Genomic DNA, 16,687 nt, shown 5'->3' with positions numbered 1-16,687 from the left:
GGCCCGCCCCCGCCCGGGTATGGCCCGCCCCCGCCCGGCGGTTACTGGCCGCCGCCTCCCGGATTGGGGCCGCAGGGCTATCGGCCGATGCCGGTGCCGCTGAGCCCCGACGGGCGGCCGCTGGCCGACTTCGGGACTCGCCTGCTGGCGTACATGATCGACAGCGCGCTCCTGTCGGCCGTGGCGACCGTACTGTTCCTGCCGATCTACATCTGGCTGCTCACCAGCACGTTCGACAACATGGCAACGACCTACAGCGACCCGTACGCAACGCCGGACCCGAGCGCCTTCATCGACGACCTCTTCGTCCCGTTCCTGCTGCTGGAGCTGGGTCTCGTCCTGTTCGTCCTGATCGCGTACTACGTCTACTACGTAGAGATGATGTACCGGGGCGGCCAGACGTTCGGCAAGAAGTGGCTCAAGCTCCAGGTGATCCCCATCGAACCCGGCACCAAACTCACCCGGGGCCGCGCCGCCAAGCGCTACCTCGTGGAGTTCGTCGGCGGTCTCGTCCCGTTCTTCAGCTTCGTGGACGGCCTCTGGCAACTGTCGGACAAGCCCTACCAGCAGACCCTGCACGACAAGGCCGCAGGGACAGTCGTGATAAAGGTTGCGCCATGAGTTCGCTTTCCGCCGGTTGGTACAAGGACCCGGCCGACCCCGAGACCCAGCGCTGGTGGGACGGCGAGGGCTGGCTCGGCAAGGCGATCCCGGCGGATCAGACCCCGCCCGACGGCCCCCCGCCCGCCGAGGAACCCCCGGCCGCTGCCCCCGATCACACCGCACCCGCCTCCCAGATCGGTGAGGCCGCCCAGACCGGGCAGGCCGGCCAGACCGGGCAGGCCGGCCAGACCGGGCAGGCCGGCCAGACCGGGCAGGCCCCGCAGCAGACTCCGCCCGGCCAGCAATACCCGGCAGCAGGCAACACGCCGCCGCAGGGCTGGGCGCCCCCGCAGGGCTGGACCCCGCCACCCGGCTGGACCCCGCCCCCGGGCTGGACACCCCCCGGCTGGCAGCCCCAACCCGGCTGGCAGCCCCAGCCGGGTTGGCAACCTCAGCCCGGCTGGCAGCCCCCGCCCGGATGGACGCCCCCCGCAGGCTGGACGCCGCCGCCCGGCTTCCCGATGCAGGCGTACCCGTTCCCCTACCAGGTCCAGGCCCGCCCGCACGGCCTCCCGCTGGCCGGGCTCGGCCGTCGCCTCGTAGCGCGCCTGATCGACATCGTCGCTGTCCTCGTGCTGAACGTGCTGGTGAACGGCTGGCTCGCGTACCAGTGGTGGCAGGAAGTGGAACCGATCTTCCGCGCGACGATGGAAGACCCGCTGGCGACTCCCGAAGCGGCCTCGGCCCGGTCGAGCTACATCATGCTGACCATCCTGGTGGTGACCACAGCGCTCTGGTTCGCCTACGAAGTCCCGGCGCTCGCGAACAGCGGGCAGACGCTGGGCAAACGGCTGCTCGGGGTGAAGGTGGTCAAGCTGGAGGACACCACCGCGCTCGGCTTCGGGCGGGCGTTCCGGCGCTGGGGGCGGCTCGGCATGTGGACGCCGCTGTGGAGTTGTTACGGCGTCGGCTTCCTGGCCCAGCTGATCGACTCCGGGTCGGTGCTGTTCGACCAGAAGCTGCACCAGGCACTGCATGACAAGTCGGCCGGGACCGTGGTGGTCATGGCCCCGCCGGCGCACGCCCAGCCGCCGGCGCAGATCAAGCCCGAGAACGAGAACGACCCGACCGGAGGACGACGATGACCAGGTTGACGCGCGCGGACCTGGACGCGCTGCCCGCGTACGTGGCCGGCCGGAACGTCGCGGATGTGGCCCGCGAGCTCGGCCTCGCCGAGGCGATCAAGCTGGCCAGCAACGAGGTGCCGTTCGGGCCGCTGCCCGGCGTGGCCGAGGCGATCGCGGAGGCGGTCACCCAGTCGCACCGCTACCCGGACGCCGGCTCGGTGGCGCTGCGAGACAAGCTCGCCGGCTGGCTGGACGTCGACGCCGACCGCATCGTCACCGGTGGCGGCTCGGTGGCGCTCGCCGAGCACCTGGTCAAGGCGACGTGCCTGCCGGGCGACGAGGTCGTGTACTCGTGGCGCTCGTTCGAGGCGTACCCGATCATCGCCGCCGGGGTGGGTGCCACCAGCGTCCGCGTGCCGAACACCGCGGCGCACGGGCACGACCTCCCCGCGATGGCCGACGCGATCACCGACCGGACCAGGCTCGTGATCGTCTGCAACCCGAACAACCCGACCGGCACCAGCTCCCGCAAGGACGAGCTCGACCGGTTCCTCGACGCCGTCCCCGACGACACGCTCGTGGTGCTCGACGAGGCGTACAGGGAATTCGTCACCGATGCGGACGTGCCTGACGGGCTCCGCGCGTACGGTGATCGACCGAATGTTGTTGTTCTCCGGACCTTGAGCAAGGCCTGGGGTCTGGCGGGCCTGCGGGTCGGTTATCTGGTGGCGCAGCCCGAGGTGGCCGGTGCCATCCGCAAGGTGCTCACGCCGTTCTCGACCAGCATGGTCGCCCAGGCCGCCGCACTCGCGGCCCTCGACCAGGAGGCCGAGGTCAGGCGGCGCTGCGCCATCGTCGTCGACGAGCGGGCCCGGGTCACCGAGGCGATCCGCAAGATCTTCCCGGACGTCCCGGCGAGCCAGTCCAACTTCGTCTGGCTCCCGCTGGGTGACCGAGCTGCGGCTTTCGGTGCGGCCTGTGAGCAGCGCGGTGTGATCGTCCGGCCCTTCCAGGGTGATGGCGTCCGGGTCACGATCGGCACGCCCGAAGAGAACGACACGTTCCTGGCAGTGGCCGAGAAAGCCGCAATCTAAAAAGATCAAGATGTCGTAGCTCGGTGGGTGGTGCTGACCGCAACTCCCGTCGAGGCCGGGCCCGAGGATCCAGGAGCTGGCGCTCCGAGAACGGATCCCCGGGCCCTTCTTTCTGCGTGCGTGGTCTCTCTTTCAAGATCAAAATCAGGCTCTTCAGCGAGGCGATGGAGGCAGCTTCACCGGTGAGCCGCTGACTACCGGCTTCAAGAACAAAATCAGGCGTGCGCGAGAACGTGGTCGTCGGTTTCGTCGTGGTGGGGGGCGTGTGACGGGAACGTCTGGCGTGCGAGAAGCACGACCACGCCGGCGCTCAGGGCGAGCAGCGCCGCCAGCACGGGGAGCCACGCGAGAAGGCCGTTGCTGACCATGCGCTCGCCGACGAACGCGCCGCCGCCGATGCCGACCTGGAACGCGACCACGTAAACCGCCGACGCGGACTCCCGCGCCCTGGGCGCCACCCGCATGATCGTCGTCTGGAGCACCACCGGCAGCGCCGTGAACGCCCCGCCCCAGACCAGGATCGCCACGACCGTCGGCACCGGCCCGAGCACCGGCACCAGCAGCGCCAGCGAGACCACGATCGCCGAGATCAGCGTGGTGAGCAGCGGGCGCGGACGCCGGTCCACCCAGCGGCCGACGAGCCAGTTGCCGAGCAGGCCCGCGGCGCCGTACCCGAGCAGCACGAGGCTCAGCCCGCCGCCCTCGAGCCCGGCATCGCGGCGCACGAGCGGCGCGACGTACGTGTAAGCGGCGAAATGCCCGACCACGATCGCCAGGGTGAGCAGGCAGACCACCGCGACCGACCCGGAGCGGGCGATCCGCACCGAGTTGCGCAACTGCGCGCCGGCGCGGGTGGCGAGGTCGTGCGGCAGCGGTGGAAGCTTGGGCAGCACCAGCAGCAGCGCCGCCACACAGGCGACCCCGATCCCCGCCAGCACGAGCAGCGCGACCCGCCAGCCCAGCCACTGCCCGAGCGCCGTCCCGAGCGGCACACCGAGCACCAGAGCCAGCGAATTGCCGAGGAAGACCATGGCGGTCGCCTTGCCCGCCTGCCCGGCAGGAGCCAGCCGGGCGGCCACCGGGGCGACCGTCGACCAGAACACGCCGTGCGCCACCGCACAGATCAGCCGAGACAGGGCGAGGATGAGGAAGGTGGGGGCGAAAGCTGCCACCAACTGAGCTGTCGCGAAGATTCCCAGGGTGACGGCGAGCAGCACATGCCGCGGGACCCGCATGGTCAACGCGGTCAGCGGGATGGTGGTCAGACCGGCGACAAGTGCGTAGCTCGTCAGCAGCAGGCCGACGTCCGCCTCGCTGACCCGCAGACCGGACGCGATCTCCGGCAGCAGCCCCACAGGGATGGTTTCCGCCGTGACATAGGCAAAGCAGGCAGCGCCAAGGGCGACGATTGCACCGCGGTGGTTCATCTTCACCGTACGAGAATATGCTCCACATCCGAGCTTAAGAAGGGGGAACGGTGTGACGACCCGCGCAACAGAGCTGCTGCGAGTGATCCATGCCCGTCCCGGCGTCACCCGGGCAGACGCGGCCCGGCTGATCGGCGTCGGCACCGGCGCGACCACGGAACTCGTCGGCCGCCTGGGCCACGCCGAGCTCCTGGCCGAGGCCCCGGCAGCACCGAGCGGCTCCCGCGGCCGCCCGACCACGGCACTCATCCCGCACCCACGCGGCCCCCTCATCGCCGCCACCTCCATCACCCACGAACAGTGGCGGGTCGACGTGGTCGAACTCGGCGGCGCCGCCCTGGCCACGATCCGCGAAGACCTGGGCGACCGCACGGGCGACGAAGTGGTCGCAGCCGTCGGCGCCGCGGTGGCCCGCCTCCGCACGGAATACGGCGACCGCATCCGCGGCATCGGCATCGCGGTCCCCGGCACGGTCTCCCGCGACCTCATGCTCGACGCCAGCAACCTGAACTGGCGAAACGTCGACCTGGCCGCCATCTGGCCCAAAGCCGGGATCTTCGTAGCCGGCAACGACGCCACCCTGGCCGCCAGCGCAGAATCCCACCGGGGCGCAGCGGTGGGCGCCTCGGTAGCCCTCCACCTGCGAGTCGAGGCCGGCCTGGGCGGCGCCGTGGTCGACGGCGGCCGCGTCCTGGTCGGAGCCCTCGGCGCAGCCGGCGAATTCGGCCACATGCCCTTCGGCGACCCCACGGTCGAATGCCCCTGCGGCGCCTACGGCTGCTGGGGCACCGCCGTCGACGGCTCAGCCCTCGCCCGCCTCCTCGGCCACCACCAACCCCGGGACCCCATCTCCTACGCCCGCCGCGTCATCGCCTCCACCGACCCGGCCCCGGCAGCAGCAACCGCAACAGCCGCCACCGCCCTCGGCCGAGGCATCGCCGGCCTGGTCAACGGTCTCGACCCGGACCTGGTCACCCTGGGAGGCCTGGGCACAGACCTCCTCGCCGCCGCCCCGGCCCACATCAACCAGGCATACCGAGCAGGCCTGATGGGCTTCCGCCGAGAAAACCCACCCCCCATCCTCCCCTCCACCCTCGGCGACGACGGCCCCCTCGCCGGAGCCGCCGAAGAAGCCTGGACCGCCCTGCTCACCACCCTGGTCTGAGCTCAGAGGTCGACGGCGACGAGCCGGCCTGAGGGGGAATCGCTGGGGTAGTGGGCGATTACCGCGTAGAGGGTGTTGCCCGCGAGGGCGCAGTCGAAGGCGCCGCGGTCGAAGGGGATGCGGCGGATGACTTCGCCGCCCTCGCGGACCAGGGTGCATTCCTTGTTGGGGACGTCGGCGTACCAGATGGCGCCGGACGGGTCCGGGAAGATGCCGTCGGGGGCTGATTCGTCGACGGTGGCCCAGATGCGACGACTGCTCAGGGTGCCGTCCGCGGCGATGGTGAAAGCCGAGAGACGCGAAGCGTGGGACTCGGCGACGATCAGCGTGTCGCCGAGAACCGCCATCCCGTTGGGAAACTCCAGGCCGGCCGCGACCTCCCGGCTCGCGCCGTCCGGGGTGACGACGCTGATCGTGCCGGGCGCCGGCTCCCCCACCCCGAAGGCGTACCCGATGTTGTTCACGAAGGCGTTCCCGTGCCGGTCGACCGCGATGTCGTTCCACGGATAAGGCGACTCCAGCGCGGCAAAGGGCGTTCCGTCGCGCAGCAGCACGCCCCGGCCGGTGATGGTCAGCATCCGGCCGTCCGGCAGCCAGTCGACGCAGAACGGAAAGTCATCAACCCGGGCAACCACCTCAGCCCTGCCGTCGACGACCCGGACGACCTGGCCGGCACCCCAGTCGCAGAACCAGACCCGCCCCGCATGCCACCGCACCGACTCGCCGAACACCAACCCGTCCAGCACCACCCGAGCCTCACCCATCAAGCCAGGCTAAGCGTCACCCGAGCCGCCGCCGCTCGTTTGGGGTTGCGGCTCGCCCCGATCCCCGGGTGGGCCGGACCGAAGGGAGCGCCTGTGGCAACCGGCGACGAGCTGGACAAGTTGGTGGACGAGGAAAAGCACCTCGTGCTGCGAGCAAAGGTGACCCTGATGAAGCGGATCCTCGCCGGGGCGGAGGCGAACCTGAGCGCCACCCAGCTGCTCAACCTCGCAGAAACCTACGCCGTCATCCACCAGAAGAAGGCCTCCGGCCGCATCAACGCACCGGTCACCGACTGACCGACCGCGAAAGCGGAGCGACGACACCACGTCGTTGCTCCGCGACGCGCCGGGCCGGGCCGGGCCGGGCCGGGCCGGGCCGGGCCGGGCCGGGCCGGGCCGGGCCGGGCCGGGCCGGGCTTAGCAAGGCCCGCTTTCGCGACGAGAGGTATCCAGACGACCGACGCGGCTGCCGAGGCGATTCTCGGGTCCATCACCACCAGCGAGGCTCGTCCCGCCGGGCGGATGCGTTCGGCCTCGCGGGCGCCGCCGACGGCGAACTCCACCCGGTCGAGCAAATCGAAGCCGTCCGACGAAGGGGCGGCTCTATTGTCTCCGGGATCAACATCCGCCGATCTGACGGTGTTCTGATCCTAAATAGACCCTGTGACAGTTTCAGAGCGCGGCGATGATGACCGGATCCACCGTGTAGAAGTGGTTGGGCTCCGACGGGTCGGTTCCCGCGCCCGGGCGCAAGCGCTCGAGAGCCAGCCAGGCGCCGGTCAGTTGCCAGCGGTAGGGCTTCCACGGCTCGACCCGCTCATCGGGAACGTAGAGCGGGAAACGGGACAGCTGGGCGCCGGTGCGGGCGTCCAGCACAACCAGGTCGACGTCGGCGAGCAGGATGACGTGCTCACCGCGTACCCCCAGGATGGTGGCTTGGGAAGGCCAGCGCCAGACGGCCGTGCCCGATGCGGTGACCGCGCCCCCGTCCGTGGTGAGGTGCAGTCCGCCGGTGGTGGGCCGGGCCGCGGTGACGTCCCATTCCTGGCCGGCCGCGTCGCGCAGGCCGGGGCAGGCGGAGCCGGCAACCTCGCAGCCCACCGGGGTTGACGGGCCGACGGGCCAGGAGCGCAGCGGTTTCCCTGTGGTGACGTCCCAGGCGCCCACGCCGCACGCGAAGCTGCCGCCCACGGTGGTGAAGCCGGCGATGCAGCCCGCCGGGAGAGTAGTGCTCCAGCGCTGGGTGCCGTCCGAAACGGACCATGCCGTCAACTGCCCGCGGTCGAGCGTCAGGACCGTGCTGCCCGACGTGAACAGGCCCGGGGGTGCGTAGACCGCGTCGGAACCCGTGCGGCCGGTGAAGGCTGTCGCTACCGGGCCGTTCGCTTTCCAGAGCACTTTTCCCGTACGCCCGTCAAGCGCGACCAGCAGCCCGTCGTCCCACCGGCTGACCACCGTGGCGCCGATCGCGACCAGCCCGCTGAGTTTCGCGGGCCAGCGCCGGTAGGACCAGCGCGGGGTGATCATCAGGCGCGCGCCGACGGGGGCGTCCGCTTTGATCGAGCGCTCACCCGCGTACACCCGCAGGCGTCCGTCAACGATCAGCGGCGCCAGCGTGGTCTTGCCCGTGACACCCGCGGGCAGGATCTGGGCCACCGGGTAGGGGTCCTTCGCCGCCTCCACGACCTCCGCCGGGCGCAGCACCCGCCAGCCGATCAGGGCGGCGACGGCGAGCAGGACGATCGCAGTCAGCACGCTGAGCGGTTTCCGGGTCACCCCCGGACCCTATTTCAGGCGGCTGCGGCCAGGTCGTCCAGGTCACGGCGGAGAGCACCTTCGACCGTACGCGCGGCAAGCCCCCCGAACACCAACGCCAGCAACCGTCCGGCGGGAGCCGTGGGGCTGCCGTCCTGGACCACGGTGACCATCGTGCCGCCGCGGTGCCGGCCCTCGATCACCGGCGTGAACATGTACGTCATGCGGTAGTCGGCGCCGAGTCCCGGGGAGGCGACCACGAAACGTTCCGGGATGGCGCATTCGCGTACCCGGAATTCCTCGGTGACCTCACCGCCGTCGGCCATGGTCCGGGTTTCGCGCCAGACCGTGCCGCGCCCGAAGGGTCCCTGGGTGAGCATGTCGACCCGGGTGACCGTGGACAGCCATTCACGGCGGCGGGGCAGGTCGGTGAAGACGCGCCAGACCGTGACGACGGGTGCCTCGATCAGGCGGGTCACCGCGACCGTGGACATGGGATAACCGTACGGGGAGTTGCGAACTAGGGACAGACAGTTCCGGTTACCTCGCCGAGGCCGATTCTTGCACCACCCGCACCGGCGGCCGTGGCGCTGATCGTGACGGTGTCGCCGTCCAGCAGGAAGGAACGCTCGGCGCCGTCGGCGAGCTTGACCGGCTGCTCGCCGTTGCCGGTCAGCTCCAGGAAGGAGCCGGCCTGATCCCGGGCCGGGCCGGAGACCGTGCCCGAGGCGTAGAGGTCACCGGTGCGCACCGCCGCGCCGTTGACCGTGAGGTGGGCGAGCTGCTGCGCGGCCGTCCAATACATCTGGGCGTACGGCGGATTGCTGACCTCGGTGTCGTTCCATTCCACCCGCAGCTCGACGTCCAGGGCAGGTCCGGGCGGCAGCAGGTACGGCTGGGGCCGCGGATCCTGCGCCGGGGCGGCCAGCGACGCGAACGCGGCCAGCGGCACCACCCACGGCGACACCGACGTGGCGAACGACTTGGACAGGAACGGGCCGAGCGGCTGGTTCTCGAACGCCTGAATGTCCCGGGCCGACCAGTCGTTGACCAGCACCACGCCGAAGACGTGCTCGGCGAAGTCACCCGTGGCGATGCGCCGGCCCGGCACGCCCACGACAAAGCCCACCTCGGCCTCGATGTCGAGCCGCTCGGAGGGCCCGAAGACGTCCACGCCGAGCTGCCCGTGCGGGCGTTCGACGGGCGTACCGGAGACCACGACCGTCGCGGACCTGCCGTGATAGCCGATCGGGAGCCGCTTCCAGGCCGGCGGCAGGCCCGGGTTGTTCGGGCGCAGGATCCGGCTGACGTTCGTGGCGTGGTGTTCGGAGGAGTAGAAGTCGGTGTAGTCGGCGACCTCGAACGGCAGGTGCAGGCTCACCGCGTCGAGCGGGATCCTGGGCAGGTCCGGCGCCTGCTCAGTGATCTGGGCGCGCAGTTCGGCCCAGCGTGGACGGCCGAGCGACATCAAGGGGTTGAGCGTGGGCTGCTGGAAAACCCCACCCAGGTGGGTCAGGTCGAGCACGGCGTCGCCGAAGCGGACACCGATCCTCCTGACGCCCGATTTATCCGAGAAAACGCCGTAAGGCAGGTTGTCGAGTCCGAAAAGGCTCATTCGTAGCCCCCGTTGACCAGGCCGAGGCGGACCAGCTCGGTCAGCGGCTCGAGCACGTTGACGGTGCCGAAGCCGACGCAGAGCGGCCGCTGCTGGGCGCGCCGCGCACGGGCGGGCTCGACGAGCGGCACCGGATGGGTGGCCGCGAGCACCTCCGCGACATCGGCCACCTCCCCGCCGTCCGCCGCCAGCGCGGAGGCGACCAGCACGTTGAGGAAGCCGTGATGGGTGAAGCCGGTCTCCGGGTCGGTGTGCCGCAGCGCGTGCCGCAGCCCGGCGGCGAGCTTGAACCGCAGGTCACGGTCGCGGCAGGCGCAGATCACGGCGGCCAGCTCGACCGGGGTGGGGAAGAGCTCCGCGGCCAGCCCGCCGATGCGGAACTTGGGGCGGATGACCGGACCCGGTTCCCAGGAAGCGAGGGTGTCGAGGGCGGCGAGCAGGCCCCAGCTCAGCGGGATCTCGGCGTACACATCGAGGTCGTGCTCGCCGGCGGCGAACTCCCGCAGCGCGACCAGGCCGGGTTGCGGGTCCTCACCGCGCCGCGCGACCAGCGCTTCGACCTGGCCGACCGCCGCGCCGCTCGCCCGCAACTTCGCGACGGCCAGCGGGAGGGCGCCGATCGGGCCGTCGTTCACCACGCCGACGGAGAGACCGCGGGGTGACACCTCGAAGGCCGCCTGCGACGCGGGCACGAGCAGCGCACCGACCATCGGCGCGTACCAGGCGGTCAGGTGCTTGCGGTGGGCCTCGACGGCGTCAGCCACCGTGACGACGCCCGGCGGAAGCACGGAAGCGTCGTCCACGAGCCCTGCGAAGAGCGGCGGCACCAGCGTTGACACGAAACTGAACCTAATGGACGCTGCGAGAGCCGGACAACACCGTCCGTAATGTCAGTTTCCTAAGGGTGGTGGCAACGATGCCCTACTACCGCAGTGCCGGGGAGATCCCCCGCAAGCGGCACACCCAGTTCCGCCGGCCGGACGGCGGACTCTATGCCGAGGAGCTCATGGGTCAGGAGGGCTTCTCCTCCGACTCGTCGCTGCTCTATCACCGCTATCCGCCGACGGCGATCACGGCGGCCGAGGTGTACGAGCACCCGGGCGGCGGACAGACCCCGAATCTGCCGCTCAAGCCCCGGCACCTGCGCACGCACAAGCTCGGCGCCGGCCCGGCCGACGCTGTGCTGGGTCGGATTCCGCTGCTCGCCAACGGTGACGTGCGGATCGGTTACGCGATCGCGGACCGCCCGTCACCGCTCTACCGCAACGCTGTCGGCGACGAGTGCCTCTATGTCGAGGAGGGCTCGGCGACGATCGAGACGACCTTCGGCGCCCTCTCCGTCGGGCCCGGCGACTATGTCGTCATTCCGACCTCGGTCGTGCACCGAATCGTGCCCGAAGGACTTGTCCGGATACTCACCATCGAGGCGACCGGGCACATCGGACCCCCTAAGCGTTATCTCTCCGTACGCGGGCAATTCCTCGAACACGCCCCCTACTGCGAACGTGATCAGCGCGCGCCGGTCTCGCCTCTACAGGTCGAGGGCGAAGACGTCGAGGTGTACGTGCGGCACCGCGCGGGCTGGACCCGCCACGTGTACGCCCACCACCCCTTCGACGTGGTCGGCTGGGACGGCTGCCTCTACCCGTGGGCGTTCTCGATCCACGACTTCGAACCGATCACCGGCCGCGTCCACCAGCCCCCGCCCGTGCACCAGACGTTCGAGGGCCCCAACTTCGTGGTCTGCTCGTTCGTCCCCCGCAAGGTCGACTATCACCCGCTGGCGATCCCGGTGCCGTACAACCATCACAACGTCGACTCCGACGAGATGATGTTCTACACCGGCGGCAACTACGAGGCCCGCCGTGGCTCGGGCATCGAACAGGGCTCGATCTCGCTCCACCCGTCCGGTTTCACCCACGGCCCCCAGCCGGGCGCGGTCGAACGGGCGATCGGCGCCGAGGCCTTCGACGAACTGGCCGTCATGGTCGACACCTTCCGCCCGCTCGATCTGTGCGACGCCGGCCTCTCGGTCGAGGACAGCGGCTATGCCTGGACCTGGAACCGGTCCTAGGTGTTCAGGAGCGCCACGAGGTTGTCGGCCAGCTGATCGTCGAAGGGCTGCGGGACGGCGATCAACCTGTACCAGAACACCCCGAAGACCACGTCCGCCGCGAACTCCGCGGTGAGGGTCGCGGGGAGGTCTCCCCGCCGGCGTGCACGCTCGACACGAGAGCCGAGCGCAGCACGCCGGCGGTCGAGGAACTCGGCACGGAAGCGCTCCGCGAACGCGGGGTCGAGCTGGGCCTCGGTCATGAGGGCGCGCAACAGCTCGCCGATCTGGGGCGCCCGGGCCAGGGCGTAGCTGTCGGCGAGCATGCGCCGCAGGTCGGCGGCCCAGCTGCCCTCATCCGGCAGCGGGATTTGCACGTCCGCCTTGCGGGCGAGCGCTTCCATCAGGACGTCACCCTTGGACGGCCACCAGCGGTAGATCGTCCGCTTGCCGACCCCGGCCCGCTGGGCGATCTTCTCGATCGAGGCCGCGGCGTAGCCACCACGCTCATCGTCGGCGGCACCTCGGGTGTCGGCCTCGCCACCGCCTGCCGACTTGCCGCGAGCAATACCGGCACCGTGCACGTTGCCAGCCGCGGCTCCGCGAAGGTCGCCGCGATCGCCGGCACCGACCCAGATCTGATCGCGCACCAACTGGACGGCAACGACGCGACAGCCGTGGCCAAGCTCGCCGCCGACCTCGCGCCCATCGATTCCCTGATCGTCACGCTGTCCGGCGGGGAGGGCGCCGGCATGCTCGCCGCGATGCCCGGCACCGCGGGGCTCGGCGCCCTCAACGCCGCCGTCGAAGCGCTCGTACGACCGCTGGCCGTCGAGCTCGCGCCGCGCCGGGTGAACGCCGTCTCTCCCGGACTGGTCGACACACCCTGGTGGAACGGCATGCCCGAACAGGACCGCATCGCATGGTTCGCGTCCGCGGCGGCCGGGCTGCCGGTCGGCCACGTCTCCATCGCTGACGAGATCGCCGAGGCGGTGGCGTTGCTGGCGACGAACCCGTCGGCGACCGGGACGATCCTCACCATCGACGGCGGGGCGCGCCTTGTCCAGCTCTGACACCAGGTGCCGCGAAGCTCGCCTCCTGAACGGAGGCGAGCTTCACCCAGTGATCAGTTGATGTGGAAGGACTCGCCGTAGACGGCGAAGTCGAGGGGGGTGTTCAGGTCGAAGTTGCCGTTGCGGAGGAAGACGCGCTGGGCGGTGTCCACCCGGCTGGTGTCCGAGTGGGCTTCCTCCTTGTTCATCTCGATGACGCGCTCGTCGAGGAAGGCGTTGAGCCAGGTGGTCTCGTTGCCACCCTGGGCCGGCGGCTTGGCCTTGGCGAGCGCGCGGGTGCGGATCTGGCGCATGCCCTCGTAGCCGTGCATGACCGCGGCGTCGTAGTAGATGAACTGGCCGAGAGCGCGGATGCCGTCGCTCTTGCCGTCGCGGACCGACGGGTTGAAGTAGACGCGGTCGCGCTCCGACTCCTGGGCTGCCTGGAAGACGGTGTCGGCGGCGGCCGTACGCCAGTCTGCGGGGAAGTTCGGGTCGAGGCCTGCGTGCGAGTCGGTGCCGTCGACGTTGCGCAGGGCCGGGAGGTACTTGGCGAGCACGTTGCTGGGCTTGGTGGCGGTGTACGCCTCGACAAGTTCGAGCATGTCGCCCGTACCCGAACAGAAGCCGATGATCCCGGCGGTGTAGCCGCGACCGTCGTCGATGTCCTCGATGTACTTGAACTGGGCACGCCAGTCCAGCGACGAGTTCTCGGCGGCGGAGACGATCTGCATCGCCGCGTCCTTCTTCGCGGCGTTGTCCAGGCCGACGCCCGTGGCAGGCGGAGTAGTAGTGGGCGAGGTAGTCGGCGCGCTACCGCCACCGGGCAGCGTCCACTTCTGGTTGGCGGTCGTGCCGCAGGTCCAGATCTGCAGGCGGGTGCCGTTGGCCGAGCTCTGATCGGTGGCGTCCAGGCACTTGCCGGAGCCGGTGTTGATCAGCGTGCCGGTGCTGCCCGCGGTCCACTTCTGGGCCGCCGTGCCGTTGCAGTCGTAGAGCTGGACCTTGGCGCCGTTGGCCGTGGACGCGCTGGTGACGTCCATGCACTTGCCGAGCACCTTGAGGGAATTGTCGGTGTTGCCGGTCGTCCAGATCTGGCCGGAGCCGCTGGTGCACGTGCTGATCTGGATCGCGGCGCCGTTGGCGGTGCTGGCCGACGCGACCTCGACGCACTTGCCGCCGATGCCGGTGATCGATCCTGCGGTTGCCGCACTGGCCGGGAGCAGGCCATATGCGACTGCGGCGGCGGGCACGACTACCGCGCCCAGGGCATAGGCCAGCGTTCTCTTGCGGGTCATGGCGCTCCTCGTGGGGGATGGAGTGGGATGCCATCGATGGGGATGAGCGCCGACCCTAGAATAGTAAAACTGATTAAGCAATAGACCTCCATGGAGGCCCAACCCTTGACGTACGGGCTGACCAGGCCCTACGTTTCCGTTAATTGTTAGATCATTTGCCAATGCCGAGGGGGCCCTGGTGACACGGCTGGCGGGTTCGTCCAAGCTGCTTCGCGCCATGAACGCGAGCGCGGCACTCGCCCACCTGCTGGAGCCGGGCGGGCTGACCCGCGCGGATCTGCGCAAGCTCACCGAGCTCTCCACCCCGACGATCTCCGAGGTGCTGCGCCGGCTCACCGAGGCCGGGCTGGTCACGGTCGTCGGCCACAACAGCGGACGCCCGGGACCCAACGCGGAGATCTATGCGGCCAACCCCGACGCAGCGTACGCCGCGGCCGTCTCGGTGCGGGACATAGGCGCCAGCCGCGCCCCCTCGGTCGTCGCCGCGCTCTGCGACCTCACCGGGACGGTCCGCGCCCGGATCGAGCGCAACGTCGACTTCCTGCACACCGACCCGAAGGACGCCCTGGTCGAGGTCGTGGCGGCCCTGCGCGACGAGGCCGGCATCCCCGAGGACGGCATCCACCACGTGCAGCTCGGCGTGGCCGGCTCGTACGACTCCCGCGCGGAAACCATCCGCCACGTCGACGTCCACGGCTTCGCCCGCCCCGGCCTGGTCCCCGAGATCGCCGCGGCCCTGGGCACCCGGATCGGCGTCGACAACGACGTCAACCTCGCCGCCATCGCCGAGCGCCGCCGCGGCGTGGGGCGCGACGCGGACGGCTTCGCCCTGCTCTGGCTCGGCCAGGAGGGTCTCGGCCTCGCGATCGACATCGGCGGCACCCTGATGCGCGGCGCCCGCGGCGGCGCCGGCGAGATCGGCTATATGCCGCTGTACGCCCCCGACTCCACCCATCGCAAGATCGACCTTCAGGACCTGGTGGGCGGCGCGGCCGTCCTCGCCCTCGGCCAGGACCACGGCATCACCGGCACGACCCCGCTCGAAGTTGTCACCTCCGCCGCGGCCGATCCGGGCGCGGCCGGGGAGTTCTTCGGCCAGCTCGCGGACCGGATCTCGGTCGGACTGGCCGCCGTGATCGCCGTGCTCGACCCCTCGCTCGTCGTCCTCGCGGGTCCGGTCGCGCACGCCGGGGGCGAAACCCTGCTGGCCGCGGTCACCGCCGCGGTCCGCCGGGCCGCCCCGCTGGAGAGCACCATCGCCGTCACCTCCATCGACGACGACGCGGTGCTGCTCGGCACCCTCGACGCCGGCCTGAGCGCCGTCCGCGAGGCATTGATCGCCGAAATTCGCGACAACTGACGCATTTCTGAGAGGACCCCTAGTGAACAAGCGGATACCTCCTGCCCAAAAATCGGTCATCGCCGCCGCCACGGCCGTCCTTCTGCTCACCGCCTGCACGCCCGGAACCAAGGAACAGAAGATCGCCGATCCGGGTACGGAGGTGTCCGGCACGGTCGAGCTGTGGCACTTCTTCTCCGAGCGGGAGGCCGACGCGGTCGACGCCGTGATCAAGGACTTCGAGAGCAGCCACCCGAAGATCAAGGTGACGGTGAAGTCCGGTCAGGACGACTCGAAGGTCACGCAGGCCATCGGCGCGGGCAACGGCCCCGACATCGGCCTGTCGTACTCCACGGACATCGTCGGCAAGTTCTGCTCGTCGGGGGCGTGGGTGGATCTGTCCGCGTACATCAAGCGGGACAATGTGGACCTCGACACGCTCAACGCCACGACCAGGCAGTACACGGAGTTCGGCGGGAAGCGTTGCGCGATGCCGTTCCTCGCGGACGCGTACGGCATCTATTACAACAAGGACCTGTTCGCGAAGGCCGGGATCGCCGGTCCGCCGAAGACCCTGGACGAGCTCACCGAAGATGCCAAGAAGCTGACCGTACGCAATCCGGACGGTTCCCTGAAAACGGTCGGCTACCTGCCGCTGTTCGATTTCTACGAGAACGTCCCGTCGCACCTCGCCCCCGCCGTGGGCGCGAAGTGGCTGACCGACGACGGCAAGTCCGCGGTCGCCGCCGATCCCGCCTGGAAGACGCTGCTGACCTGGCAGAAGAACCTCGTCGACTGGTACGGCTACGACAACCTGCAGAAGTTCCGCGCCGGGCTGGGTGACGAGTTCAGCGCCGACAACGCGTTCCAGAAGGGGCAGGTCGCAATCAACGTCGACGCCGAATACCGGCTCGCGTTCCTCAAGGACCAGTCGCCGACCCTGAAGTACGGCGTCGCACCACTGCCCACGAGCGACCCGGCGAAATACGGCGGCGGGTACGTCACAGGCAACATCATGGGCATCTCGAAAAACGCCAAGAACCCCGAGGCGGCCTGGGAGCTCATCAAGTACCTGACCACGAACGACGCGACGATCACCAAGCTCGCGAACTCGCTCAGGAACCTGCCCACGACCACGGGCACGATGGGCGATCCGACGCTGGCCGCGGATCCTGACTTCAAGACGTTCATGGACATCTTCGCCAGCCCGAACTCGTCGACCACGCCGCCGAGCGCGTCCGGGCCCGCGTACCAGGAGACGTTCCAGGCCTTCACCGTGAAGTGGCAGTCCGGCAAGGTCAAGGATCTCGACGCCGGGATCGCGGACGCGGACAAGCAGATGAACAGCGTCATGTCCCTGGGCGGCTGACTGTGCCGCATTCCTTAAGTCAAACC

At 70.0% G+C, this 16,687-nt stretch carries 17 protein-coding genes; 9 read left to right on the top strand and 8 right to left on the bottom strand.

The window, feature by feature from the left end:
• The 3 genes from Ahu01nite_RS46620 to hisC all read left to right on the top strand — a co-directional run.
• The coding region (locus Ahu01nite_RS46620; protein WP_239159694.1) for an RDD family protein at positions 1 to 621 on the top strand (621 nt) is incomplete at its 5' end.
• Positions 618 to 1,748, top strand: coding sequence for an RDD family protein (locus tag Ahu01nite_RS46615; protein ID WP_203843191.1), 1,131 nt, complete (start codon positions 618 to 620; stop codon positions 1,746 to 1,748). The genes Ahu01nite_RS46620 and Ahu01nite_RS46615, both read left to right, overlap by 4 nt.
• On the top strand, positions 1,745 to 2,824 hold the full coding sequence (gene hisC / locus Ahu01nite_RS46610; protein ID WP_203843190.1) for a histidinol-phosphate transaminase: 1,080 nt from the start codon (positions 1,745 to 1,747) through the stop codon (positions 2,822 to 2,824). Before Ahu01nite_RS46615 ends, hisC begins: the two co-directional genes overlap by 4 nt.
• A 215-nt stretch (positions 2,825 to 3,039) precedes the next feature.
• Here the strand turns inward: hisC and Ahu01nite_RS46605 are convergent, their stop codons facing one another.
• A complete protein-coding gene (locus tag Ahu01nite_RS46605) occupies positions 3,040 to 4,251 on the bottom strand; it encodes an MFS transporter (protein WP_203843197.1) in 1,212 nt (403 codons plus the stop codon).
• Between the two features lie 52 nt (positions 4,252 to 4,303).
• Here Ahu01nite_RS46605 and Ahu01nite_RS46600 point away from each other — a divergent pair, with 52 nt between their 5' ends.
• Entirely contained in the window at positions 4,304 to 5,416 is a 1,113-nt protein-coding gene (locus Ahu01nite_RS46600) for an ROK family protein (protein WP_203843189.1), read from the top strand.
• Positions 5,417 to 5,418: 2 nt separating this feature from the next.
• Here Ahu01nite_RS46600 and Ahu01nite_RS46595 read toward each other — a convergent pair whose 3' ends face one another.
• Entirely contained in the window at positions 5,419 to 6,180 is a 762-nt protein-coding gene (locus Ahu01nite_RS46595; RefSeq protein WP_203843188.1) for an SMP-30/gluconolactonase/LRE family protein, read from the bottom strand.
• Between the two features lie 93 nt (positions 6,181 to 6,273).
• Between Ahu01nite_RS46595 and Ahu01nite_RS46590 the strand changes: the two genes are divergently transcribed.
• The gene (locus tag Ahu01nite_RS46590) at positions 6,274 to 6,477 is read left to right on the top strand and encodes a hypothetical protein (protein WP_203843187.1); all 204 of its coding nucleotides are present in this window, start codon (positions 6,274 to 6,276) and stop codon (positions 6,475 to 6,477) included.
• Between the two features lie 375 nt (positions 6,478 to 6,852).
• Here Ahu01nite_RS46590 and Ahu01nite_RS46585 read toward each other — a convergent pair whose 3' ends face one another.
• From Ahu01nite_RS46585 to Ahu01nite_RS46570, 4 genes are read right to left on the bottom strand one after another with little or no spacing between them, the layout of a single operon-like run.
• Positions 6,853 to 7,956 carry an outer membrane protein assembly factor BamB family protein gene (locus Ahu01nite_RS46585; protein WP_203843186.1) on the bottom strand — a complete coding sequence of 368 codons (1,104 nt, stop codon included), beginning with the start codon at positions 7,954 to 7,956 and terminating at the stop codon, positions 6,853 to 6,855.
• Between the two features lie 14 nt (positions 7,957 to 7,970).
• The gene (locus Ahu01nite_RS46580) at positions 7,971 to 8,429 is read right to left on the bottom strand and encodes an SRPBCC family protein (RefSeq protein ID WP_203843185.1); all 459 of its coding nucleotides are present in this window, start codon (positions 8,427 to 8,429) and stop codon (positions 7,971 to 7,973) included.
• A 26-nt stretch (positions 8,430 to 8,455) separates the two neighbouring features.
• Entirely contained in the window at positions 8,456 to 9,550 is a 1,095-nt protein-coding gene (locus tag Ahu01nite_RS46575) for a fumarylacetoacetate hydrolase family protein (RefSeq protein WP_203843184.1), read from the bottom strand.
• The gene (locus Ahu01nite_RS46570) at positions 9,547 to 10,389 is read right to left on the bottom strand and encodes a hypothetical protein (RefSeq protein ID WP_203843183.1); all 843 of its coding nucleotides are present in this window, start codon (positions 10,387 to 10,389) and stop codon (positions 9,547 to 9,549) included. Before Ahu01nite_RS46570 ends, Ahu01nite_RS46575 begins: the two co-directional genes overlap by 4 nt.
• Before the next feature lie 77 nt (positions 10,390 to 10,466).
• Between Ahu01nite_RS46570 and Ahu01nite_RS46565 the strand changes: the two genes are divergently transcribed.
• Positions 10,467 to 11,624, top strand: a complete 1,158-nt coding sequence (locus Ahu01nite_RS46565) for a homogentisate 1,2-dioxygenase (RefSeq protein WP_203843196.1) — start codon at positions 10,467 to 10,469, stop codon at positions 11,622 to 11,624.
• On the opposite strand, the gene Ahu01nite_RS46560 is transcribed toward Ahu01nite_RS46565, so the two are convergent.
• A complete protein-coding gene (locus Ahu01nite_RS46560) occupies positions 11,621 to 12,187 on the bottom strand; it encodes a TetR/AcrR family transcriptional regulator (RefSeq protein WP_239159693.1) in 567 nt (188 codons plus the stop codon). The genes Ahu01nite_RS46565 and Ahu01nite_RS46560 overlap by 4 nt on opposite strands.
• Here Ahu01nite_RS46560 and Ahu01nite_RS46555 point away from each other — a divergent pair.
• Positions 12,182 to 12,676 (top strand): SDR family oxidoreductase, encoded by a 495-nt coding sequence (locus Ahu01nite_RS46555; protein ID WP_239159692.1) that lies wholly within the window; start codon positions 12,182 to 12,184, stop codon positions 12,674 to 12,676. The genes Ahu01nite_RS46560 and Ahu01nite_RS46555 overlap by 6 nt on opposite strands.
• A 53-nt stretch (positions 12,677 to 12,729) precedes the next feature.
• On the opposite strand, the gene Ahu01nite_RS51590 is transcribed toward Ahu01nite_RS46555, so the two are convergent.
• Positions 12,730 to 13,953 carry a chitosanase gene (locus Ahu01nite_RS51590; protein ID WP_203843182.1) on the bottom strand — a complete coding sequence of 408 codons (1,224 nt, stop codon included), beginning with the start codon at positions 13,951 to 13,953 and terminating at the stop codon, positions 12,730 to 12,732.
• Between the two features lie 178 nt (positions 13,954 to 14,131).
• Between Ahu01nite_RS51590 and Ahu01nite_RS46545 the strand changes: the two genes are divergently transcribed.
• Both Ahu01nite_RS46545 and Ahu01nite_RS46540 read left to right on the top strand, forming a co-directional pair.
• Positions 14,132 to 15,313, top strand: coding sequence for an ROK family transcriptional regulator (locus Ahu01nite_RS46545; protein WP_203843181.1), 1,182 nt, complete (start codon positions 14,132 to 14,134; stop codon positions 15,311 to 15,313).
• Positions 15,314 to 15,335: 22 nt separating this feature from the next.
• The gene (locus Ahu01nite_RS46540) at positions 15,336 to 16,661 is read left to right on the top strand and encodes an ABC transporter substrate-binding protein (protein ID WP_203843180.1); all 1,326 of its coding nucleotides are present in this window, start codon (positions 15,336 to 15,338) and stop codon (positions 16,659 to 16,661) included.
• The last annotated feature ends 26 nt before the right edge of the window (positions 16,662 to 16,687 follow it).

This window comes from Winogradskya humida, assembly GCF_016862215.1.
Taxonomy (GTDB): Bacteria; Actinomycetota; Actinomycetes; order Mycobacteriales; family Micromonosporaceae; genus Actinoplanes; species Actinoplanes humidus.
This window is presented reverse-complemented; position numbering and strand designations above follow the sequence as displayed.

Bases quoted from the DNA above. Each gene is read 5' to 3' on its own strand.
- Ahu01nite_RS46575 (WP_203843184.1), bottom strand. From the start codon at position 9,550: ATGAGCCTTTTCGGACTCGACAACCTGCCTTACGGCGTTTTCTCGGAT.
- hisC (WP_203843190.1), top strand. From the start codon at position 1,745: ATGACCAGGTTGACGCGCGCGGACCTGGACGCGCTGCCCGCGTACGTG.
- Ahu01nite_RS46595 (WP_203843188.1), bottom strand. From the start codon at position 6,180: ATGGGTGAGGCTCGGGTGGTGCTGGACGGGTTGGTGTTCGGCGAGTCG.
- Ahu01nite_RS46605 (WP_203843197.1), bottom strand. From the start codon at position 4,251: ATGAACCACCGCGGTGCAATCGTCGCCCTTGGCGCTGCCTGCTTTGCC.
- Ahu01nite_RS51590 (WP_203843182.1), bottom strand. From the start codon at position 13,953: ATGACCCGCAAGAGAACGCTGGCCTATGCCCTGGGCGCGGTAGTCGTG.
- Ahu01nite_RS46615 (WP_203843191.1), top strand. From the start codon at position 618: ATGAGTTCGCTTTCCGCCGGTTGGTACAAGGACCCGGCCGACCCCGAG.
- Ahu01nite_RS46580 (WP_203843185.1), bottom strand. From the start codon at position 8,429: ATGTCCACGGTCGCGGTGACCCGCCTGATCGAGGCACCCGTCGTCACG.
- Ahu01nite_RS46565 (WP_203843196.1), top strand. From the start codon at position 10,467: ATGCCCTACTACCGCAGTGCCGGGGAGATCCCCCGCAAGCGGCACACC.